The following is a 23,460-nucleotide window of genomic DNA, read 5'->3' as shown; positions in this document are numbered from 1 at the left end:
TAGCTTACTCAATTTTACCGGCGCTAGGAATATTAATCTTAAAGCATACAGCACTTACTCAGAGTTCTGATTTATTCTTTTCTGTAAGCTTAATTCAGGCAGGCTAAGTTTTGAGACAAACACTGCTATCCGTGCCTAATAGAATGCCGCCTATTGTCCATTTATGATTACTTAAAGCCTTCTTTTAAGTACACTAACCGCTCAAACAGGGAGTGGTTTAATGGAACAAGTTGGCATTTACGAACAGTTAATCACGCAAGTCATTGAACAGCACCTTAATCGGAACCAATTCTACGTTGGCGAGCGACAGCTTGAATCGGCAGAAGCCGCCACTTGGCTGTCTCGCTTTTTAGGCAAACTGGTTGCCCATGCCATCGACGCTGTGCCGAATTCGAACGAACGATTACAAGAGCAAATCAGCCTCGCCAACAGTTTAGTTCTTTGGCTTAAAGATCATATAAAAGACGACGAACTGATCAGTGAAAACCTGATCGACAGCCAAGGCCGCATTCTCACCGCCCTGTTTAATACCGAAAACCCGATTGCTGCCAACCTTAAAGACTACTCTAGCGATATTTTCCCGCTTACAGGGTTAACCCAAAGCGAATTATTCAGCGGCGCGAATGCCGGTATTTCCCTCGAAACCGAACTCAAGCGTGAAATCAAATCGGCAGACACCATTTACTGGCTGGTTTCCTTCATCAAATGGACTGGCCTGCGAATTTTTAAGAATGAGCTAGAAGCCTTTACCAAAAGCGGCAAACAACTGAAAGTCATTACCACCTCCTATATGGGCGCAACGGATGCCAAAGCCGTTGAGTTTCTCGCTAGTCTACCCAATACCGAAGTAAAGCTGAGCTACAACAATCAGCAAGAACGACTGCATGCCAAGTCGTATTTATTTATGCGCGACACAGGCTTTCATACAGGCTACATTGGCTCGTCTAACCTCTCCCATTCGGCACTGACCAGCGGCCTTGAGTGGAATCTTAAAATCACCGCTCAAGAAATCCCGCACATCATTGCCAAAACCAAAAGTACTTTTGAAACCTATTGGCAGTCACCTGACTTTGAGCGTTTTACAGGTGAAGCTGAGAGTAAAGAAAAGCTCAGAAACTCACTCAACGAGCAGCGTGGGATTGGCCAATCAAGCAGTCAGTTTTATTTTGATATCACGCCAAAAACGCATCAAATGGCGATTTTAGAAAAACTTAGCGCCGAACGGAATGTACACAAACGGTTTAGAAACTTGGTGGTCGCTGCCACGGGCACTGGGAAAACCATTATCTCAGCGTTTGATTTTAAGCGAGTATATGACGCTAAACCCAATGCCAACTTTTTGTTCGTGGCCCATCGCGAAGAAATCCTAAAACAAGCACAAAGCGCTTATCGTGGCGTACTCAAAAACAATGACTTTGGGGAATTATGGGTCGGTAACTTTAAACCGCAAAAATACAACCAAGTATTTGCGTCAATCCAAACGCTGAACAGCCAAATTGAATCGCTTAATTTAACCAGCAATTACTACGACTACATAGTTATAGACGAAGTACACCACGTAACAGCGAGCAGCTATCGCGATGTTTTGTCGCACTTTACCCCTAAGATATTACTCGGCTTAACCGCTACGCCAGAGCGCCAAGATGGCGCAAATATATTGGATGACTTTTGTGGTGTAATCGCCGCAGAGATCCGCTTACCAGAAGCCATTAATCAGCGCCATTTATGTCCTTTCCAATACTTCGGGCTGGATGACGACACCGATTTAAGTCAAGTGTCATGGCGCAATGGCCGCTACGATATTGCGGAACTGAGTAACCTTTATACGGGGGAAAACCATCGCGCGACAAAAATCATCACCAGCCTAAGCGAAATAGTCACCAATGTTCAGCGCATTAAATCGCTGGCGTTTTGTGTCAGCCAAAAACACGCCGAGTTCATGGCTGCCAAGTTTAATCTGGCAGGCATTCATGCCGATGTACTCACCAGTAAAAACACCAATGACCGCGTGCAAAAGCAGCAAGCGTTACGCCAAGGTAAAATACAAATACTCTGCGTGGTGGATATTTTTAACGAAGGGGTCGATATCCCTGAAGTGGATACCCTATTGTTCTTGCGGCCAACAGAAAGCTTAACGCTATTTTTGCAGCAATTAGGTCGTGGCCTTCGCTTGCCAGAAAACGCCAACGGGTCAGAGCATTCTAAGCAGTGTTGCACGGTACTCGATTTTGTTGGCAATGCCCGTGCTGAGTACGATTTTGCCAGTAAGTTTCGCGCCCTTATCGGCAAAAGCAACCAATCGATAAAAACCGAGATAGAGCACAACTTCCCTCACTTACCACTGGGGTGTCGGATCGAGCTGCAAGCACAAACGCAAAAGACCATTTTGCGTAATATCCAACAAGCCATTAACAGCAAGAGACGCTTACAACAGCTGATTCAAGCTTACCCACAACACTCCAACGACGCGCTCTCGTTAAGTAACTTTTTACGCATCAACCCACACGTTAGTCTTGAGGACATTTACAAACCCAAAGCACAAAAGCTCGGCGGCTGGCAATGGCTAAAAGGCGATGACATTCCCACCGAGCAAGCCGACATTTATGCGGCCTATTATCGAGCCATCAACACACAATTATTAGGCTGTGACTCCCTTAGCTATTTGCAGTTTCTACTTGACCTATGTCGGAACGATTTCCGCTTTACGCATTCTTCTCAAAACCGACAGTTTGCCTTAATGGCGCATTACAACTTCTGGGATAACACAGGAAAGTCACTGGGGTTCGACAGCCTTGAACAAAGCCTACAGGCTCTTATCCACCCAGTGCTACAGCAGGAATTAGAACAAGTTATCAGCTTGCTCATTCAACGGATTCACCAGCAAGAAAATGATTTAGCATGCCTGCCAAATCACGCAATCAAATTACACAGCCGCTACACGCGCCAACAAATCCTCGCCGCGTTTGGCGCACACACCTTTAACAAAAAATCGACTGCCCGCGAAGGGGTTTTAGAATTTAAAGACCAGAACCTAGAGTTGTTATTTGTAACACTCAATAAGTGTGAAAAAACCTATTCGCCCACGACCCTTTATCACGACTATGCCATCAGCCCAGAACTGTTCCACTGGCAGACTCAAAACAGCGCCCGCCCAGAACACGGCCGAGGTCTAAGCTACATTCAGCACCGCCAAACAGGCAAAACGATACTGTTATTTGTACGAGAACAAGGCAAAGACGAAAACGGCCGAACCATGGGGTTCGTGAACTATGGCGAGGTTAAATACCAAAGCCACAACGGCAGCCAGCCGATGAACATAACGTGGGAACTCACCAGCCCCATGCCAAGTGAAATGTGGCATGAGGCTGGGAAATTGGCCGTTGGGTGATTGATTTAAATTTAATTACTTGAATGTTATGTGTCTAATTTACTAATAGGTCTACAGCAATACTATTTCAAATAGCTGGCTGGTAAGAACCAATAGCGGTCATTCAAACGTGACTCGTTTCTGCCCCGAAACGGTTTAGAACCACTGGACTAAATTCGTCAATACTCCTTCTTTTCCCTTACAGTATCTAATGCTGGCATATTTGTGAGATAACGTGCAAAGCATAGTTGCTCGTGTGGGTATGCTCAACCTGATGAGTGGCGCGAAACTTTTAAGTATGAGGACGGTAGCACATCAAAACTAGGGTAATTGCACGTTGACACCCAAAAGGTTGTCTACATTAAAGAATCTCACATAAAAGCCAGTTGAATCAAGAGAATGAGTGCTTCCTTCATAGAAAGTAGCTATGCAATCATGTACATTAGTTAGTTGTGATTGAAGTTGAGAGAAAGCAAATTGAATAGTAGACTAATACTCGTAGTAACAAGCAGTTATGACAAAACCTGTGACTACCTTATTACAAAGTTCACTCAGTTCAAATTTTTCCGTTTAGACCTAGACAGATTCTCAGAGTACCGTATCACCTGTTCCTCTAATGGTTTCAAAATTAAAGGTACAAGTAGTGAAATAGACTCCGAATCGTGCTTGTCCATTTATTTTCGAAAGCCATCAATGGAAAAGCTAGATGGCATCTTTGAGAGTCATTATCACTCGTATATCCATAGGGAAACCTATTCCTTGATTGAAGGAATCATAGAAAGCTTTAAAGGTACTGTACTCACAAAACCTTCGATTATGCGCCGAGCCAACAATAAGGTGCTTCAGGCTTCTCTAGCTACTGAAGTAGGATTTAACCTGCCAGAGCTCGCAATTACAAATGATGTAACTTTACTAAAGCACTTTTCTAATCAGAAAGGCATTATCAAGCCTGTTGCCATAGGCGAAATCACGAGAGACTCTAGTAAAGAGTTTGTACAAACAAACCTAATAGACCCATCATTTGCAACCCGTAACTTTGAGTACTCACCCGTTTATCTACAAAGTTATATCCAGAAAGGTTTCGAAGTACGATTAACTATTATAGGTAAACGAGTTTTCCCTGTTAAAATTCACTCACAAAACCATATAGACTGGCGAAAACCAAACAACAAAGTTGTCTATGAAACATGTTCGATTCCAGAAGATATTGAGCGCAATTGCTTTGCCTTTATGGATCTCTGTGGTATGAGATTTGGGTGTTTTGACTTCATTGTGAAGGATGACATGTGGTACTTTTTGGAGATGAATGCTAATGGTCAATGGGCATGGCTAGAGTTTGAGACAGGCCTCAATATATCGGAATCAATTATTGACTACTTGACAACAGGTAGCACTAAAATGGAGCCATAGTGGAAGAACAAAATCGCACCCCTCTTTGGTATAAATTCGGCTTACTTGTTTGTAGGTTACTAAACCATTTGCCTGTATTCCATGCATCACAGGATAACGGTTTTGACTCAGTAGATTCCTTAGCAGGACTTCGTTTTTCCCTCCTCTCGTTACCTTGGGGTTACAAGCATATCTACTTATTTACTTATGTCCATCAAGGCAATTTTAAAGAGCGCTTTAAGTGGGTATCAATTTTACGAATTTTGGATATAAAGTCACCTCATCAACAAGAAGAACTAGACCAACTTGAAGCTGACTTTTTAGATCTTGATGATGACACTGGCGGTTCAAAAAGCAAATTAAGAATGGAGTTATTAAAGCATAAGAATGCAGAGTGCCAAAACAGTATTAACACACTAAACAACAAGGTTAATAGTTATATCGCAATTGCCTTAGTATACACAGGGTTGTTCGCATTTTTATTTCAATCAATACTAGAGTTGGGATTTTCACACTTCAGTGTATTGATGTGGCTTGCCTTTGGTCTCTCAAGTATTTCTCTAATTAATGTTTTGGTTCTACTACGTAGCTACCTACAAGTAAAGGGAACCTTAAAGAGTAGATTTAGTTCATTCAAAATTTCGCCTGACTTTAAGCAGTTAGCTAAAAGTATTTATATCGATTGGCTAACCTCAAAAGATGAGCAGTGGGAAGCTGCAACCTTAGTGAAAAATATTGAAAAGTACTTCATTAGAAGTATTTTTGTTAGTTCATTAATATTATTTTCTACGGTCTTACAACCGTTTATTCAGCAAGTTCCATCCGACGCTATAAAATTATCTAATGATGAATTTATATTGATAGACAAAGAGGGCAACTTCTCACCTCAAGAGTTGTTAAGTCTGTCTAAAGCTGTCACCCCCGATAACATAATTATTTTTGTTTATTCGTCGTCAAATTCCTCGGGGAACGCTTCCGCTAACTTTATGATTAGTGCATTAAACCTCTCTAAACAAAGCACGGTAATCAAGATAAGTGATGAATTATTTGACGCCAAGTCACTCATAGCTACTATAAAGGAAGAAAAATGAAACCTTACATTATGAATTATAGCGAGACAATCGAGATTTCCCCTGTATGTTCTAATTGGCGTAAGATCGATACAACAACCAAAACGTTCACAATAGAGAGTCACGATAATGATGAGATTCATTGTGATTGGACAGTTCAAACGAACGTAACCGAACCAACAGATAACGACAGTATTCTTTGTTTAGATGAAACGGCAATAACGAAGAGTTTAGAGCCAACAGATCAAGATTGCATGCATTTAGATGCTACATACGAGACTAGAGTTGTTGAAACCAGCGACAATGACTCGATCTACCTTGATACGACTGTTATGACTGAGTCAATTGAAGGTTTAGATCCTGATGAGACTGTTCTAGCTCATTAGGGCGTAGTAACTTGGATTCGACCTGACGCATTTTCAGTAAAGACATGGTAGATACAATCATGCCCATCTTTTCTGTGAACTGCTTCTAGCCCGCTCCTAGCTATCCGTGTTTAACTATTTTGGGGTTTAATGCTGAGGTATCCCCGCGAATTTAAACCATAAAACCTTCTCCTTTGAACAGATGTTCGGCGAATTTCCTAATTCCTTCTCGCCATTGTTTGAGGGTGATTTTGAGGTTCGCTGATAGTGCTCTTTTACCCAAAAAAAGTGCGAGAGCACTCTGCGTTTACGAGTGCTAGTAGACTGAAAGCGATAAGATAATCCAACCAGTTCAACCACCTTGCCTAACAAGATAAGCACCATAGCAGTTAGTGTTGTAAGTAAAACCAGTAGCTTCATTCGGGCTAATATTTTAGTGTGGTTATGCTCAAACCCTAAGCCGAATTTTGTGTTCTTCATGTATCTAAAACTTTCTTCTATTTGCATTCGTGTCTGATAAACCTTCACGCTCTTCTTGGCAAACGAGCTGTTCTTGGGCAACGATGAGATCAACAACCAAGACTCTTTTGCGCCACGTGCCGCTGTTAACGATGTTTTTGATGCTTTAGTCGAACCATCTTGGTTTAAAGAATGTCTTCCTTTTGGCTTCCGTTTGTAGAGTGCTAGATGACAAAAGTGAGGCTTTGACTGTCCTAGATTCAACACAACTGACTTTGGCGTGGCATTGGCTGTAGGAAATAAATGTGAGATACAACGCCATGATTGGCTTTCTTCATCAAAAAATTTACTCGGTCGAACGGACTCGTCCGACATATATGCTCAAAGAAAAAGTTCGAGCCGCTTTTAAAGTGAGTGAAGGCTCTGCGGGAGCGAGAACGATCGCAGCCATTGTCACTCAGGGTGGTACAAGCTTAAGTCGGTATGTCGCAAGTAACTTAATGCGCGAACTCGCTTTGCTTAGCCGTCAACAGCCTAAACATCACTATAAACGGGCAAAGCAAGAGAGTTCAGTTGCGCCGAACCTTCTGGCCCGACAGTTCAAAGTGAGCTCTCCTAACAAGGTTTGGTGTGGCGACATTACCTATGTTTGGACAGGAAGCCGTTGGGCTTATTTAGCGGTTGTGATGGATTTATATGCTAGAAAGCCAGTTGGCTGGGCGATGTCTCTGAGCCCTGATAGTGAGCTTATTAGTAAGGCTCTTATTATGGCTTATGAGTTAAGGGAAAAGCCGAAGGCATTAATGTTTCATTCAGATCAAGGAAGTCAGTACACAAGTTTAAAATATCGTCGTTTGCTGTGGCGGTATCAAATCCAGCAAAGTATGAGTCGCCGTGGAAACTGTTGGGATAATGCCCCGATGGAGCGTTTCTTTAGAAGCTGCAAAACAGAATGGATACCTGAATTAGGTTACCGGACTTTTTTAGAAGCTAAACATGCTGTAACGGATTACATAGTAGGATACTACAGCCAAATTAGGCGCATCAGCACAATAGAATGTTGCCACCGAATAAAGCGGAAGAGCAGTACTGGAGAAACTATAAAACCGTGGCCAGTTTTACTTGACCACTACAGGACGGCGCTTTTTTATATAAGGAGCGCCCTTTGGTTGCCGCCAGCAATCTGGCATAAACCTCGAATAGAGGTTATTAAACCCCTTCACAACCCCTAATATTACCAATCACATTGACGAGCTAAAGCTCGACCTACAATTTAAAAGCTGCGCTTTTCGCGCGAGCAAGCTATGCACCTAAAAGCTTAATCGCAACTGCAACTATTCCATGACCACTTGTTTAAACCGTGCGAACGTTCGCATGCTTTTATCTGCAATCATTACCTCGTAATCGGGGTTTTGAGCGATTAGCTCATATTGCCCGTTTGGTAATTTATTAATTTTACGGAGTAAATACTGCCCTTCTCCACTTATATCATCTCGCTCTATAACAACTATTTGGTCACGTAACGATCCGGCTTTATCGGAGGTTATAAGTTCAAGTAGCAGTAAGTCGCCATCGTAAATTGGGGTTTTACCGCCGTTCATCGAGTTGCCCGATGCGCGAGCTAAAAAATGCACGTTTGGATCAAGCTTACCAGCACCAAATGGCCCGTCCATCAACTCCATATCGCTTTCATCCCCTGTTTTAAAATGTCCGCAGGCAATTTTAATATTGGGAAAGTACGGCAGTTTTAATGCACTATCTTGCCCATTTTCTGTATCGGCAAGCTCTTTAAACTCTAGTTGAGTCACATTATCAGCGTGTTGCTCTGTATTTTGTTCCGTGGTTGGCGTTGCTACTTTTAGCCGCTGGCTGTATTTAGCTAGGCTGTATTCGACCAGCTCTAACACGGCGTTATTTAGTAATTCGAGTATTTCTGCGGGTACATCAAACGTGGCTTTTACTATGTCGTTTTGTAAGGTAAACCATTGTGTGCCGTCTTTATTTTTATTGGTGTAGGCTTTAATTGGATTTTTACGCCAGTAGCTTTGCCATGTTTGTGAATTCGCAGCTGATTGCTGTTCTTTAATAGGTAAATCGTGTTGTTTTAAATTGGGATGCCGCGCTAATACTTTAGCACTCATGGCTGCAAGTTCAGAAACTGTTGGGGGGTTAGCAAAACCATTTAAAGCGACATAAGCCTCAAGCAAAATAGCCTTGAAGCATTTGGTCATACTGGTTGTTTGTATGCCTTTGTGTAAAAAGTCGTAAAATGGCGCTAATTGCTCAGCACTTTGTTGTGCTTCGTCATCAATATTTTGTGTTTTAGCAATTAGCTCAAACCAGCTAGTGTAGTTGCTGTTTACCTTTTTTATATCGCCGTAGTGGTAGTAAAACTCACTTAATGCGGGTAAATGCCCTAGTTGCTCGGCAAGTTGTGTTATATCTTCTAACGCTGTAGTGCGCTGTATTTTGGCTAGCTGTTGCCAAAAGTCGGTCACTTTTAAATCAACATTTATAAAGCAGCCATCAGCAAGGTTTGGTTTTTTAAGCTTCTTAACTACACCACTAGGCGTTGTTTCATGTAGTAGTGCATAAGGTTTATTTAAAAAGCTATGGTGGTTACCGATAAAATCAAGCACAACCAAATGGGTTTTGCCTTCTAATGTACGTAAACCACGACCTAGTTGCTGTAAAAAGAGTATTTTAGAGTCGCTTGGGCGCAGCATTAATATAGTATCAATGCTTGGTAAATCAGTCCCCTCGTTAAACAAATCAACAGTAAATAGTACTTCAACTTGGCGCTGTTCTAATTGTTTTAGTGCCTCATTACGGCGTACTTTTGACTGACTATGTACAGATAGCGCTTTTACACCCGCTTTATTAAACGCATCAGCCATGTAATCGGCATGTTTGGTGGAAATACAAAAGCCTAATGTGCGCTGCTGCTTATATTGCTGCCACTGTAAAAGTGCGTGGTCTGCTCGTTTTTGGGTTGCAAATTTGTTTTCTAGTGCAGCTGGATCAAATCGGCCATTGCGCCATGGAATAGCTTGATAGTTTACGTTTTCGTCCCAAATGCCGTAGTAATGAAACGGCACTAACGTTTTTTGATCTATCCCTTGCGTTAAGTTTCGTTCAAACACTAAGTTGTTGTCGCATAGCCCTAAAATATCAGCTTGGTCAGTACGTTCTGGCGTAGCGGTTAAACCAAGTAAAAATTGGGGTTCAAAGTAGTTTAAAAGCTGGCGATATACGCGTGCACTTGCATGGTGAAATTCGTCGACAATAATGTAATCAAATGCTGTTGGTGCAAACTGCTTTAGGTGATTACTTCGGCCAATGGTTTGAATTGAGGCAAATAAACAGTCGGCGTTTTTGTCTCGCTGTTTACCGTTATAAAACCCAGTAGATAGAGTGAGTAATTCAGAAAAAGTACGCTGTGCTTGCAAAAGTATTTCTTCACGATGCGCGACGAACAATACACGTTTAGCCTTAAATTGTTTAACATCAAATGCGCTTAACCACGTTTTCCCCATCCCCGTTGCTAACACTACTAAGCCGCGTTTAAAGCCCTCAGTTCGAGTTTGTGCTAAGGCATTGAGCGCTTCAATTTGAGCTGGCCTTGGTGTTTTAGTTTCGCTTTGCTCACTAATTTGATCGATTGTATCGGTATGCTTTACAGATACAAATTGCTGTGTTTTGCGCCTAGCAATATAACTATTTATCCATTCATGGCTTAAATGGGTAACAGATTCGTGATTAAAAATATTTTCAAAAGCTGTGCGTATACTTAAAAACTGCTTCGCTGCTTGGCTTGTTTTTGGCAGTTTATAATCGTGTCTAAAATTCCACTCATGCCCTTTGGTCAATGCGCTTTTACTAATATTACTTGAGCCAATAAAAGCACAGCCACCAGTAATTTCATTTATGTCGTTTGTTTTTACGAAAATATACGACTTCATATGGAAGCTTTGATTGCTGTGCGTTTGGTAAATACGCACATCGGCACCACGATCTACTAATGCCATGAGATCTCTCAAAGCATTAGGATGAGTAATATCGAGGTAGTCTGAGGTAAGTAGTTTGAGCGTTGCGCCACTTTGTAAGGCTTCGCTTAGGGGGTCGAACAACAGTACTAAGCCACTTAGCTGAATAAATGAAACTGTAATTTCAATCTCACTGGCATTATTTATGGCATTCACAAGATTAGGTAATAACGGATCATTATCACCCGTAATAAGTTGTTGGTTATTATTTTGAAATTGCTGATATTCGCTAAAACTATTCACTTATAATTTCGCTTTGCTCTGCGTTAATAAAGCATTTAACCACACTTCGCTTTCGCGCCCTGGGCGCTGGTCAACACTTTGCCAGTGTTTAACTATGCTTAATTGCGTGTGCTGATTTATTAAATCACTTAATAACTGCTCGGTTAAATCGGTAAACTCTCGGCCATTATGCACACGCTCTTGCGTGCCATATTTAAACGATACATATAAAACGCCATTGGGTTTAAGCGCATTTTGTAGGTTTAAAAATACTTGTGGTAGCTCAGCTTTTGATACATGCAATAAACTAGCGCAGCACCAAATGCCATCGTATTGGTTGACGCTATCCAATTGCTGAAAGGTGTTAACTTCGACGGTTTGTTGCAGATGTTGGCTGGCCAAGGCCGCCAACTCTTCGCTTGCGTCAAAGGCGCTGACACGAAAACCCTGTTGCTTGAAATAGGCGGCATCGCGGGCAGAGCCACAGCCTGCGTCTAAAATGTGTCCATTAATGGGGATATTCGGTAAAAATTCACGATAAAGCGCCGACATATCAACCTGAAGGGTTGAGTCGGTGAATTGTTGAGCGTTTTGGTTGTAAAACGTAAGCGTTGGATTCGATTTCAAACTGCCCCCTCCTTGGTTCGTCTGTGATAGGAACATGCTGTGCGCCAATTTCCTATAAACTGCCGCCATCACAATATCGTTTTGTGAGCCAGCACCTTTCCTTGTTTACTAAGATGTTTATTACTATGTCATATTTGGGAATTTTTGTAGACAAGAAACCCACCGAGAAATGCCACAAAATAAGAATAAATGCACTTTGCCCTCTGTTCGAAGCCATTTTCCGCTGATAACGACATTTACTGGTTCTATCTCAGCCTTCTTGTTTTTTACTGTCACTGTTCCCCATGCGTTTCACAGGTTTTATCAAGCCGCGAGTATAGATTCAATTAAAGGTTACTAGACAGAGCTGTTTGCTCTGTCTAGTAACCAAAAAGTAGACCAGGTCTGCTGGTCGATCTGCGCTTTTAGTTTTTACATAGTGCAGGTTAATGATCAGCAGTAAGTCTTCTTCCTGTTACTTGTTACTGCCGGTCATATTCTCATCATGCTAAAACCAAGCTTTTACCCCCACTACAAACTGGGTCTCGCTGATACTTTCTCCGTCACTACGGACAAGGTCGGCGGTATTGCCCAGCTTGCGGCTCCAATCTAGGCCAATATAAGGCGCAAATTTGCGCGTTATTTCATAGCGCAATCTTAGCCCCGCACTGATGTCCGATAGCCCCGAGCCAATATTGGTTTTGGCGTCGTTTTGACTGTACGCATTCATTTCAATTTCCGGTGTTAAGATCAATTTTTGCGTCACTAGCCATTCTTGCTCAACACTCAAACGAACAGCGCTACGTCCTTCTTCACCAAGAAATAACGCGGCATCAATATCAAACCAGTACGGCGCCAAACCTTGAACACCCAACACAGCCCAATGGCGTGTCGGTGTTGGTTTAATGTCTTGCCTTACCCCCATTTGTAAGTTCCAATAAGGCGCAACAGCGTGACTGTAAAGCGCTTGAACTTCTAGCTCTTGCTCGTCACTGCTGGTGTATTCACTATCGACTTTAAGCCAAAGCTTATTTAAGTCATAACCCAGCCAAGCTTGAGCACTGACGTTGGTGGCATCCCCGCTATTGAGGCCGGTTTCCAGTTGATCAATCATCACACTGGTTAACAATGGATCATCTTGTGCGTCTGCATATACCAAAGAGCAGCCAACAGAGGCGGCGAATAACCCCAATGTGAGGATGGGTGATTTAACATTCTTCATGAGCTACTCCTTATTTGACGACGACTTTTCGGAACATGCCAGGCATGTGATACAACAAATGGCAGTGATAGGCCCACTGCCCTAATGCATCCGCCGTCACCAAATAACTGATCTTCGAACCGGGTTGAACCAACACTGTGTGCTTACGTGGAATGTAATCAGGGTCGCCGGTTTCAAGCTCGCTCCACATACCATGCAAATGCATGGGATGCGTCATCATGGTGTCGTTTACCAAGGTAATTCGAACCCTTTCTCCGTAACTAAGCTCAAGCGGCTCTGAGTCGGCAAATTTAAGCCCGTTAATGGACCACATGTAACGATCCATATTTCCGGTTAAATGCAGCTGTATTTCCCTGCTCGGCTGACGTTTGTCCTTTGTAGCATGCAGCCCTTTAAGGTCCGCGTAGGTCAGCACTTTTCGATGATATTTTTCTTGATGCTCCCTCAAGCCAATGCCTGGGTCGTTTAAGCCACTTTGAGGGGCATCTGCCCGCATATCGACTTGTGGGCCTTGTTCTGATTCCAAGTGAACCAGCTCGCTGTTACTGCCGTAACCTGCCAGGCCGATTCCTTCCATCGTCATACTGCTGTGGTCCATAGCGTGACCTTGCATAGACTGACCTGACATAGTGTCAGCGCCCATCGTCATACTGCTGTGGTCCATAGCGTGACCTTGCATAGACTGATCTGACATAGAGTCAGCGCCCATCGTCATACTGCTGTGGTCCATAGCGTGACCTTGCATAGAATGACCTGACATAGAATCAGCGCCCATAGGCATACTGCTGTGGTCCATAGCGTGACCTTGCATAGAATGACCTGACATAGAGTCAGCGCCCATAGCCATACTGCTGTGGTCCATATTTGCCATGTCCATCTTCATGCCCATGTCGCCATGAGTAAGAATCGGTACTGGGTCCATAGCAGGGACTTTTGCAGACAAACCATAATCCGAGGTGAGATGGCCAATAGCATACCCAGAGCGATCAATGCTTTGCGCAAACAGGCTGTAGGCGTTTCCTGCTTCAGGCTCGACAATAAGGTCATAGGTTTCTGCTACGCCAATCCGAAACTCATCCACAGTCACCGGCTGGACATTTTGTCCATCACTGGCAACAACCGTCATTTTTAAACCTGGTATGCGAACATCAAAAATGGTCATAGCAGAGCTGTTAATCACTCGTAGGCGCACTTTTTCGCCCGCTTTAAATAACGCCTGCCATGGTTGAGCGGGAGAATTGCCATTGATTAGGTAGGTATAAGTCGCACCGGTAACATCAGAAATATCACGGTCAGTCATGCGTTGCTGGTTCCACATAGAGCGCGCTTTCCATGTGTTCACCAAGCCTTGCTTTTTGATATCAGCAAACAAGTCCGACAAGGTTCGTTCGTGGTAATTATAATAATCGGATTGTTTTTTTAAATTGGCATAAATGCTTTCTGGCGCCTCGTCTGACCAGTCCGAAAGCATCACCACATACTCGCGGTCGAAGGCCACAGGTTCCGCGTCTTTTGGCTCGATAACAATGGCCCCATAAGCACCTGTTTGCTCTTGAAACCCCGAATGACTGTGGTACCAATAGGTGCCACTTTGCTTCACAGGAAATTGATACTCAAAGGTTTCCCCAGGCTTTATGCCACCAAAACTTAACCCTGGAACACCATCCATACCGGTGGGAAGGATCATGCCATGCCAATGCAATGAGGTGTCACGGTCTAGATTATTTTTCACTCTAAGTGTGACAGTTTCCCCTTCTTTCCAGCGCAATAACGGCCCTGGTAATAACTGATTGATCACCGTCGCTTGAGCAGGCTCACCGGTAATATTGACGGTTTGGTAATCAATAGTGAGATCAAATACCCTGCCTGATAACTCCGTTAACGGCCTAGCTATCGCATCGGCCACGGCATTTCTGGAAAAAGGTATTGCGGTAACCGCGAGTAAAGCGGATGCACCGAACACAAACTGACGACGGCTAACACTCTTGTTTGTAAAGGTGGATTGAGGCGCACAAGCGTGTTGGTCGGATGTTTTTTTAAACTCTGTCATTGCACGCCCTCCGTTGAATAAAGGCACCAAGGCACAAGAGTTTGCAGACGCAACTCACCCGCATATCGAGAACAAGACATACATTGTCTCCAATAAAATTATGTAAAACGCTCAATACAGAGCACTACGCCACTTTCGTTTCAAAGTGGTGTGAAAAGACACGGATTTTTATGGATTTAGTCAGGCTTTAATAACACAAAAGACTGAGCCAAATTTAGACAACAATGGGAGGGCGGTATAAGGATATATTATGTTGCGGTAGCTCATGAATAACCAAAGCGGTGTTATGATGAGCAGGAAAACGCTCGGGCAACAGCACCTGATGTTCAACCAACGCGATGGGCGCTAGGCACGACGCCATTGAGCAAGTTTGCGGGTTTTTACAGCAGTCCATTGAAACATGAGACACGTGATGAGATGAAAGCTCGCTGCTCGCCATAGAAGAAGAACAAACATCTTGCATAACAAGATGTTGGATTGGGTTCGCGACTTCCACCGCAGCAGACGCTTGACTAAGAAAAGCAAATAGAGCGAACAAAATAACAATGATATTTCTTTGTTTCATTCCCCAACCCCAAGCAAATTTCACCGATATGATACCGTGTGAAACCCATTTTCTCCATACATTAATCACGCATCACATTGGATGGAAAGCTAAACACAGTCGCTGGATTAGTTCTTCTTCATTAGCTCTTCACTCATCAGCTTAACCAGATTTTTGTCGATAGCTGGCACGCTGACATCCACGCCTTTTTCGAGGCCTTCAACAACGGTTTTTAAAAACTTCACCCGGGCATGCCATTTATGGTTTCCTGCGATGAGTTTCCAGGGACGGTTCACTTCAGAAGTACGAGCAAACATTTCATCAATGGCTTCTTCATATTCCGACCATTTATCACGGTTGCGAATGTCTTCATCGGTGAGCTTCCAACGCTTTTTCGGGTTATTTAATCTTTCTACAAAACGTTTAAGCTGCTCCTCCTTGTCTATATGCAAGAAGATCTTGATGATTCTGACTCCATCGTCGCTCAACAAACGCTCAAATTCGTTTATCTCTTGGTAGGCGCGCTGCCATTCTCGCTCGGAGGCGAACCCTTCAAGCCGCTCCACCAGCACGCGACCATAATAAGAGCGATCAAAAATGGCGATGTTACCCTGAGCAGGCAAACGTGTTTGAAAACGATATAAGTAGTGTTTGCCCTGTTCAAAATCCGTAGGGGCAGCAATTGAATATACCGAAAAGCCACGTGGGTCTAGGCGCTCCGTCAAACGCCGTATCGCCCCACCCTTACCGCTGGCGTCCCAGCCTTCTACACTAATAATGGCCCTCAAGCCCTGGTGATAATAAGCCTGCTGCACGGTAAGCATGCGCTTTTGTAACTGTTTTAAGGCTTTTTTATAGCGTTTTTTCGAGGCTAATCGCTGGCTTAGGTCTACATCGCTAAGGCTAGGAGGTAAAGATTCTAATCGGATTTTAGAAGGCTTAAACATCACACTTTCCCCTCAAAGGTCGTAAGACGGTGTTTAATAGCCTCCTCTATTAGACAACAAAACACAAATTCTATGTGTTCACCAAGTTGCCGACGATTAGTTCGCCCTGAAGGTTTATGTTTGTAATCACACTCTATAAAATAGCCATATAATATGTGTAACCCCGTGACTTTGTACAAGGCACCCAATCAATGAGTTTTAACATGAATGACGATCAAGAAGTAATCACCAATTTAGTCGAGCTTGAACGCTTTTTACTGAGTGTCGAAATGGGCACCCTTGGTTTAGAGGGCGTTGCTGGGGTAGGCATGGCCACCAATAATTCAGACGGCCGCCACTTTGTTGCGGTATTTGATGAGCAGCAAAAACTGCTATTGGCTCGCTGGATCAGTGTAGAAGTCTTTGAGACAGGTAAAGACTTAGTGCGCTACGGCACTCGCCTTAAGCACTAATAAAAAAGTCAGATCGCGCCTGTTTTTGAGCAGGCGTCATCTGCTGCTATCTTGTTCTATTGTCATGCTATTGATGCACACAGCGTCTTGCACAATCACCTAGCCTTATGCTGCTCTTATTGTCGGCTTGCCGTATCACAAAGCCCATCTAGAAGGCGCCGCCTACTGCGCTTAGTTATCCCAATAGGGTTGCTCCCCACCCAGTCTTTCAAGAATGAAATCAACAAATACACGTACCTTTGTGGGCAAATAACGACGCTCAGGGAACACGGCATACAGTGTTTGCAGCGGTAAATCGTATTCGGTTAATAAGGGCACCAAGTTACCTGCGGCAATGTCTTTGCCCACAATAAAAGTTGGGATCTTAGCGATACCAAGCCCAGTTAATACGGCTTGCTGCAATGCTTCGCTGTTATTGACCTGATAATTACCGCGAATTTTGACTTTCACAGGCTCGGATTCGCCTAATAATGTCCACTCGCTGCCACCGCTAAAATACGAATAATGAATGCAGTTATGGTTTAGCAGCTCATCAGGGGTCATCGGAGCTGGGTTGTTTACTAAGTATTCAGGGGAAGCACAAATCACACTGCGACATGGCGCCAAACGCCGGGCAACCAGGCTGGAATCTTGTAACTCTCCCGCACGGATAGCTAAGTCAAAGCCACCTTCAAGCAGGTCAAACACTTTGTCGTCCATCACCATGTTGAGCTCAATGTCTGGATACAAGGCAAGAAAGTCTGCCACCAAAGGGGCTATGTGTAAGCGGCCAAATGACATAGGCACATTGATTTTCAGTAAGCCTTTTGGCTTGCCTTGCAACTGGGTAACAGAGTCAATCCCTTCACACGCCGCCGCATAGGCTTTAATTGCGTATTCTGCGTAACGCTCCCCTGCTTCCGTTAAACTCAAGCGCCTTGTGGTTCTGTGTATTAATTGCACTCCAAGCTTGCTTTCTAACTCCCGTACTCGCTTGCTCACAGCCGATTTACTTATTCCTAACTGTATCGCCGCCTGAGAAAAACTACCCTGTTCAACCACGGCAACAAACACAGGTATTGCAGAAAAAGTTTCCATTACGTCCACCACTGTCAACTAAAACTCAACTATGAGTTTCCGATATCCCCACTTATCAGTCAACGGCAAAGCATTTACAGTCAGGCTCAATAAGGATTTGGCTTCACTTTATAGCCAAACAGTTCTTCCATCAGACAATCACTGGTTCAAAATAAAGGGGAAATTATGAAGGTTTTTCAGGCCATCGAGCAACGCAGAGCGGTTAAGCATTATCAGGTAGAAAGCGAAATGCCGGCAGAAGATTTTAATAAAATAATGCAGGCGGCGATACTCTCTCCAACCTCTTACAACATTCAGCACTGGCGCTTTATTAGGGTGACAGACCAAGCACAAAGATACCAAATCAAGGAGGCCGCTTGGGGGCAAGAGCAAATAACCGACGCCTGTGAATTGCTTGTGCTGTGCGCAGATGTCAATGCATGGAACGACAGACCCGAACGCTATGTCGCCAACAGCCCATCCGCCACGCAAAGTATATTGCTGCCAATGATGAAAGCCTTTTATGAAGGAAAGGAACAAATCCAACGGGATGAAGCCATGCGCTCTTGTGGGATCGTTGCTCAAACCATCATGCTAGCGGCCAAAAGTTTGGACTATGATACTTGCCCAATGGTTGGCTTTGACACTGAAGAAGTGGCGCGTTTGATTCACCTGCCCAAGGGACACGTTATCGCGATGATGATTGCCATCGGCAAGGCCAAACAAGCCGCTCACCCACGTGGCGGCCAATTATCGCTGGAAGAGGTGTTATCTGAAAACCACTTTTAAACGCATTACCCACCCTTTCATCTCGTTATCTGAATGATGCAATACGTTATCAGCAGTCATCATTAATCCTTTCTAGTATCTGCTGCTTGCCGTGATGCACTCCCTTCTCACGGCAAGCTTCTTTTTCTTCAGCTTGCGGCGCTTCTTTTCGTAACCTGGCGCTTATACGACGTCTGCTTGTTTTTGCTGATCCAAGCGGATCACTGTGTCACAGCATTTATCGATCAGCGCTGGATCATGGCTGACGATCAATAAGGCACAGCCCTGCTCCCTTGCGAGGGCAATAAGCAATTCGGTGATTTCTTTGGCGATAAAGGGGTCCAAGCGCGAGGTTGGCTCGTCGGCAAACAAAAATACCGGCTCAAGCAATAAGGCACGTAAAATAGAAAATCGCTGCAGTTCACCACCAGACACCTCTTTTGCAGAGCGCTGCAAGATGGACTCCGGCAGATTTAGCTTTTTCATTAACGGCGCTATTTTCTGGGTATCCAGCTTGTGCAGTTTCACCAAGTCATTGAGCAAGGTTTGCAGTGTCACATGGGCACTTAGGCTCGATGGCGGATCTTGAAACAACTTTAGCCATTGGTGAGGCTTGGTGTTCTCTAAGATGGGCTTAATCGTGCCTTTCAATGGTGACAACAAGCCAAGTAGCGTGTCACCAAAGGTGCTTTTGCCACAACCACTGTCACCCACAACACCTATGATTTCGCCCCCATGACAGGTTAGGTTTAAGCCAGACGATAAGGCGTTTTTGCCACGGCCAATGGTCAAGTCCGTGACCTGTAAAATGGCGCGTCGCTCAGCCACAGGAGCAGGTTCTAGTTGCCAATATTCTGGTGCCGCGAAAATCAACTCTTTGGTGTACTCGGCCTGTGGATTGGTTAACACAGACTCGGCCACACCTGTTTCTATCATGTCACCATTTTTAATCACTAAGATGTCTCCGCCCAGCTGTTGGGCCACATCAATATCATGGGTAATGGTTAACAAACTGCCACCTTGCGCGCTCTTTTTTAGCAGCTGAATAATGTCGTCACGACGACTGGTATCCAAGCCTTTGGTCGGCTCATCGGCAATCACCAAATTTGCCCCCGCCGCAGTGGCACTGGCAATCGCCAAACGCTGGGCCATACCACCAGACAATTCTGTCGGGCGCTTTAAGGCACTGTCTTTTAAGCCAAGATGGTCTAGATCTTCAATGGCGTGATTAAACGCGGTTTCACCATTTTCACCTTTTACCAACTCGTATACCTCGGACACTTGCTGATAATTGGCCATTAATGGGTCAAGAGAATGCCAGGGTTCTTGGGGTAGCATGGTAATGCTTTTGCCCCATAAATCGGAACGGGACTGAGCTACAACCGGCTTACCCAATACCTCTACCACACCGCTGACAGTCAATACGCTCGGTAATAGCCCCATGATGGCTTTGGCGATTAAGGTTTTACCCGAGCCAGTTTGTCCCAAAATGGTTAGCGGTCGGCCTTTTTCAACGCTAAAAGAAACCTGATTTACCAAGCACTTTCCTTGGTAATGGATGGATAAATCTTGAACCTTAATGAGCGGCGTCATGTTTATTTCCTGCTAAAAGGTGAAAGCCAAAAACCAAAGTCGCAATCGCGATCAAAGGCTGCACGAGAATCCACGGCGCTTGAGCATAGTAGGGAAACAGCTCGACGCTCATTAGCCCCAACTCCGCCATTGGCGGTTGAATACCCACATACACAAAGCCCAGTGACGCCATGGTTAAAATGGCATTGGCACCACCAAACGAGGCTAGGGTCAAAATGGAATGAGTCAGTTCCGGCCAAATATGACGACGAAACTGATACCAAGGGCCAAACCCCATCATTTGCGACAGCTGACGCGCTGGACTATTAATAATGGTATTGGTGATGGCACGCGACACACGAAAGTATTCTACCCATTGGGTTAAGGTAATGGCCAAATACAACACCAACAAAGAACCTGGCACGATGGCGGCAAACAACAGCACCAATACCAAACCTGGCAATGCCAACAAGATATTCACTATCACGTCCATCCCTTGTGCCATGCGACCGCCTTTCCATGCGGTGATCACACCCAGCGACACCCCTAAGGTGGCCGAGGTCAGCACACAGAAAAAGCTCAACACAAAGGACAACTGAATAGCACTGGCAAGACGCGTTAACATGTCACGACCAAAGTGGTCTGTGCCAAGCCAATGTTCGCCATTGGGTGCCAACAAACGCCCTGATAGGTCTTGGTCCGCAATATGATAAGGCGACCATTGCACAATACAGCTCGCGACCAATAACAGACCAAGCAAGAGGGTCATGCCAATTTTTTGATTCGTTTTAAGCGCGATCATGCGTGGGCTCCTCTTGGGTCAATCCAGTGACAAAGCAAATCCACACAGGTATTCAGCAACACAAATAAGATCCCCATCATCAGGGCACAACCTTGGATCACTGGAATGTCACGGGCAAAAATGGCGTGCGCCAGACCATGGCCAATGCCTGGCCAAGAAAACAAAGATTCGATCATTACAATGCCTTCGATCACAGTCACCAACTGAATACCAATAAAGGCGATCACTGGGACAGAAATATTACGAATGCCATGTTGAACAAAGGTTTGTCGCGTCGACAAGCCTTTGATCGCGGCAAATTGATAAAATGGCGCGCGGATAATACGCAAGGTATTGTTGCGTACCACTCGGTTAGACACCGCCGCAAGGCTGAGCGCCAATGCCAAAGTTGGAAGCACCAAATGTTGCCAAGTCCCAAAACCCGCGACGGGTAAAATCGGCCAAGCCACCGAGAAAATCAAAATCAGCATCAGACCGATGACAAACACAGGCATAGAGCGCAACAAGGTCGACAACCACAAAAAGCCATGGTCGAGGGTCCCCTGACGAAACGCCGATAACACGCCGACGAAAATCGCAATCAAAGACGCCAACAAGACACTGGTAAAGGCCAACAACACAGAGTGACCTAACTGATGCTGAACGGTTTCGATCACCGGCAAACCGCTGACCAAGGATTTACCCAGGTTAAATTGCACTAAATCCGTTAACCATTGGGCGTAGCTCTGCCACCAGCTGGCATCAAGCCCCAACTCTTGGCGCACCAATTCGGCAGCCGCTGAGTCGACGCTGTCCTGCCCATAACGGCTGGCAGCAATACGATACGCCATGTCACCGGGTAAACTGCGCATTAACACAAAGGTTAAAGTGCCCACGCCCCAGACAACCAGGATCAATTGAAATATTCGGTGTTTAATGAGCGTCCACATGGTCGACCAGCTCCATCTTGTTAATAAAGTAATCACGTAGGAAGGGGTCAAATTGAAAGCCCTTTACCCGTGCGTTGACCGCGTTATGCTGTTGATAATAAGCAATGGATAGCACCGGCTTTTGCTGATAAATGGCGCTAGCCACGAGCTGCGCATCACGCTTTGCTTGCTCTGGGTCACTCTGTGTGGTGAGTCGCTCCAGTGCTTGGTCGACTGCTGGGTTGTGCCAATTCATTGCCCCCCAGTCGCCACCACCATGGGTGTACTCGTTGGCAATTAACGATACTGGGTCGGCTATTACGCCTAAGTTGCGCGCTATTAACGCCACTTCTAAGGTGTTATCAGCGTGGCCCGAAGGAATCATACTGGAGTTGGTCACATCGACTTTAAGCTCGACGCCAAGCCGCTTCCATTGGTCTTGCAATGCTGTCGCCACGGTTGTCAGCTCTGGCCGATCCGCGTAGGTGGTTAAAGTCAATTGAAAACGCTGACCGTCACGCACCAACCAGCCTTGTGCATCTTTTTGCCAACCTAGTCCGGCCAATAACTCAGCGGCTTTCGCTAGGTTATGGTTTTCTTGCGGCTGGTCTAAATACCAAGCGCCCATAGAAGGCGAGAAAATTTGATCGCTGGCCGCTTCTGCAACGTGCAGCACTTGCTCGGCAATGGCTGGACGATTGATCGCCAAACTCAGTGCTTGGCGCGCTTCCACTTGGTTCATAAATGGATGGGCTGCATTCAGTTTTAGCAGCAAGGTACGCGGTATGGCAGCGGAATGAACCGTTACCTGATCACTACCCTTTAATTGATCAAGCATGGCTGCGTTTAGGCTATAGACTATGTCGGCATCCCCTGATTTTGCCTGCAAAATACGGCTTTCAGCACGGTGTCCGGTAAGATACTGAGCGAATTCAATACTTGGCTTAATCCCCCAATAAGTTGGGTTGGCTTTCACACTCAACTTATGTGGCGGCTCAAAAGTGTCTAACAAGTAAGCGCCTGTACCAATTAAACGGGTGACCTTGCCTTCTTGATCGTAAGCACTTGGCGCCAATATGGCGGTGGAGTAATGCGCTAACAAGGCAGGCAATACTGTGTGTGGCTGGCTTAATACAATCTCTACTTGCTGTGGATTTTTCACCCGTATTGCTTCGATCGGGGCTTTTTGCAATGCGCCATGCTTATCTTGCGCAAAGCGTAATGCACTGACCACGGCGCTTGCATTCAGCGGTGAACCATCTTGAAACAACACATTAGGTTGCAATGTCAGGGTCCAGGTTTTTTCATCGGCACTGCTTTGCCAACTGCGCGCAAGACCGGCGATTAGATCGCCTTTTGCATCCACATTTAATAAGGTTTCTAGGATGCTCATGCGCGTGTAAATATAGCCTTGCTTGGAGGGTTCAAGGCTGGTGAATTCCCAAGGACCACCAATCGCTAACGTATTTGAGCGAGTCTGGTTGTTGTTGGTGGCTTGGCTAAATAAAACAAACATCAGGCACAGCACAAGGCTCACCCCGCCTGCTAATGCGGCTTTTATTCGCGTTTTGTGACGGCGAATAGCGGCATACGACAATTCTGTCATTCGGTTTCT

The 23,460-nt window shown here is 44.9% G+C and carries 18 protein-coding genes and 1 pseudogene; 7 read left to right on the top strand and 12 right to left on the bottom strand.

Annotation, left to right across the window (positions count from 1 at the left end; translation table 11 throughout):
- The first annotated feature begins 220 nt into the window (after positions 1–220).
- From DFP81_RS14370 to DFP81_RS14355, 4 genes are all read left to right on the top strand, one after another.
- Positions 221–3,388, top strand: coding sequence for a DEAD/DEAH box helicase (locus tag DFP81_RS14370; protein WP_115898593.1), 3,168 nt, complete (start codon positions 221–223; stop codon positions 3,386–3,388).
- Between the two features lie 672 nt (positions 3,389–4,060).
- Positions 4,061–4,777, top strand: coding sequence for an MvdC/MvdD family ATP grasp protein (locus DFP81_RS14365; protein WP_181903107.1), 717 nt, complete (start codon positions 4,061–4,063; stop codon positions 4,775–4,777).
- Positions 4,777–5,847, top strand: coding sequence for a hypothetical protein (locus DFP81_RS14360; RefSeq protein ID WP_115898592.1), 1,071 nt, complete (start codon positions 4,777–4,779; stop codon positions 5,845–5,847). Before DFP81_RS14365 ends, DFP81_RS14360 begins: the two co-directional genes overlap by 1 nt.
- Entirely contained in the window at positions 5,844–6,212 is a 369-nt protein-coding gene (locus DFP81_RS14355) for a hypothetical protein (protein ID WP_115898591.1), read from the top strand. Before DFP81_RS14360 ends, DFP81_RS14355 begins: the two co-directional genes overlap by 4 nt.
- A gap of 126 nt (positions 6,213–6,338) precedes the next feature.
- Here DFP81_RS14355 and DFP81_RS18625 read toward each other — a convergent pair whose 3' ends face one another.
- On the bottom strand, positions 6,339–7,025 hold the full coding sequence (locus tag DFP81_RS18625) for a transposase (RefSeq protein WP_115898620.1): 687 nt from the start codon (positions 7,023–7,025) through the stop codon (positions 6,339–6,341).
- Between DFP81_RS18625 and DFP81_RS14345 the strand changes: the two are divergent.
- Positions 6,983–7,776 (top strand): annotated as a pseudogene (locus DFP81_RS14345) (IS3 family transposase); the annotation flags it as partial. The gene DFP81_RS18625 and the pseudogene DFP81_RS14345 sit on opposite strands and share 43 nt — an antisense overlap.
- 208 nt (positions 7,777–7,984) lie before the next feature.
- Here the strand turns inward: DFP81_RS14345 and DFP81_RS14340 are convergent.
- The 6 genes from DFP81_RS14340 to DFP81_RS14315 form a co-directional block, all read right to left on the bottom strand.
- Complete coding sequence (locus DFP81_RS14340; RefSeq protein WP_115898589.1) at positions 7,985–10,939, bottom strand: DEAD/DEAH box helicase family protein; 2,955 nt, start codon at positions 10,937–10,939, stop codon at positions 7,985–7,987.
- The gene (locus DFP81_RS14335; protein WP_220342999.1) at positions 10,940–11,545 is read right to left on the bottom strand and encodes a class I SAM-dependent methyltransferase; all 606 of its coding nucleotides are present in this window, start codon (positions 11,543–11,545) and stop codon (positions 10,940–10,942) included.
- Between the two features lie 487 nt (positions 11,546–12,032).
- Positions 12,033–12,746 carry a copper resistance protein B gene (locus DFP81_RS14330; RefSeq protein ID WP_115898588.1) on the bottom strand — a complete coding sequence of 238 codons (714 nt, stop codon included), beginning with the start codon at positions 12,744–12,746 and terminating at the stop codon, positions 12,033–12,035.
- Between the two features lie 10 nt (positions 12,747–12,756).
- Entirely contained in the window at positions 12,757–14,796 is a 2,040-nt protein-coding gene (locus tag DFP81_RS14325; protein WP_115898587.1) for a copper resistance system multicopper oxidase, read from the bottom strand.
- Between the two features lie 214 nt (positions 14,797–15,010).
- Positions 15,011–15,361 carry a hypothetical protein gene (locus tag DFP81_RS14320; protein ID WP_115898586.1) on the bottom strand — a complete coding sequence of 117 codons (351 nt, stop codon included), beginning with the start codon at positions 15,359–15,361 and terminating at the stop codon, positions 15,011–15,013.
- Positions 15,362–15,468: 107 nt separating this feature from the next.
- Positions 15,469–16,287 carry a polyphosphate kinase 2 family protein gene (locus DFP81_RS14315; protein ID WP_115898585.1) on the bottom strand — a complete coding sequence of 273 codons (819 nt, stop codon included), beginning with the start codon at positions 16,285–16,287 and terminating at the stop codon, positions 15,469–15,471.
- Positions 16,288–16,490: 203 nt separating this feature from the next.
- Here DFP81_RS14315 and DFP81_RS14310 point away from each other — a divergent pair, with 203 nt between their 5' ends.
- Positions 16,491–16,739, top strand: coding sequence for a hypothetical protein (locus DFP81_RS14310; protein ID WP_115898618.1), 249 nt, complete (start codon positions 16,491–16,493; stop codon positions 16,737–16,739).
- 171 nt (positions 16,740–16,910) lie between these two features.
- Here DFP81_RS14310 and DFP81_RS14305 read toward each other — a convergent pair whose 3' ends face one another.
- On the bottom strand, positions 16,911–17,816 hold the full coding sequence (locus DFP81_RS14305; RefSeq protein ID WP_115898584.1) for a LysR family transcriptional regulator: 906 nt from the start codon (positions 17,814–17,816) through the stop codon (positions 16,911–16,913).
- A gap of 165 nt (positions 17,817–17,981) precedes the next feature.
- Here DFP81_RS14305 and DFP81_RS14300 point away from each other — a divergent pair, with 165 nt between their 5' ends.
- Entirely contained in the window at positions 17,982–18,584 is a 603-nt protein-coding gene (locus DFP81_RS14300; RefSeq protein WP_115898583.1) for a nitroreductase family protein, read from the top strand.
- 162 nt (positions 18,585–18,746) lie between these two features.
- Here DFP81_RS14300 and DFP81_RS14295 read toward each other — a convergent pair whose 3' ends face one another.
- From DFP81_RS14295 to DFP81_RS14280, 4 genes are read right to left on the bottom strand one after another with little or no spacing between them, the layout of a single operon-like run.
- Positions 18,747–20,156 carry an ABC transporter ATP-binding protein gene (locus DFP81_RS14295; protein ID WP_115898582.1) on the bottom strand — a complete coding sequence of 470 codons (1,410 nt, stop codon included), beginning with the start codon at positions 20,154–20,156 and terminating at the stop codon, positions 18,747–18,749.
- Positions 20,140–20,937, bottom strand: a complete 798-nt coding sequence (locus tag DFP81_RS14290; RefSeq protein ID WP_115898581.1) for an ABC transporter permease — start codon at positions 20,935–20,937, stop codon at positions 20,140–20,142. The genes DFP81_RS14295 and DFP81_RS14290 overlap by 17 nt, the downstream gene beginning before the upstream one ends.
- Positions 20,934–21,866, bottom strand: coding sequence for an ABC transporter permease (locus DFP81_RS14285; RefSeq protein ID WP_115898580.1), 933 nt, complete (start codon positions 21,864–21,866; stop codon positions 20,934–20,936). The genes DFP81_RS14290 and DFP81_RS14285 overlap by 4 nt, the downstream gene beginning before the upstream one ends.
- The gene (locus DFP81_RS14280) at positions 21,850–23,451 is read right to left on the bottom strand and encodes an ABC transporter substrate-binding protein (protein WP_115898579.1); all 1,602 of its coding nucleotides are present in this window, start codon (positions 23,449–23,451) and stop codon (positions 21,850–21,852) included. Before DFP81_RS14280 ends, DFP81_RS14285 begins: the two co-directional genes overlap by 17 nt.
- Between the last annotated feature and the right edge of the window lie 9 nt (positions 23,452–23,460).

It is taken from the genome of Marinomonas pollencensis (assembly GCF_003387375.1).
GTDB lineage: Bacteria > Pseudomonadota > Gammaproteobacteria > Pseudomonadales > Marinomonadaceae > Marinomonas > Marinomonas pollencensis.
The sequence above is the reverse complement of the archived record's forward strand: the minus strand, read 5'-3'. Positions and strand labels throughout refer to the sequence as shown.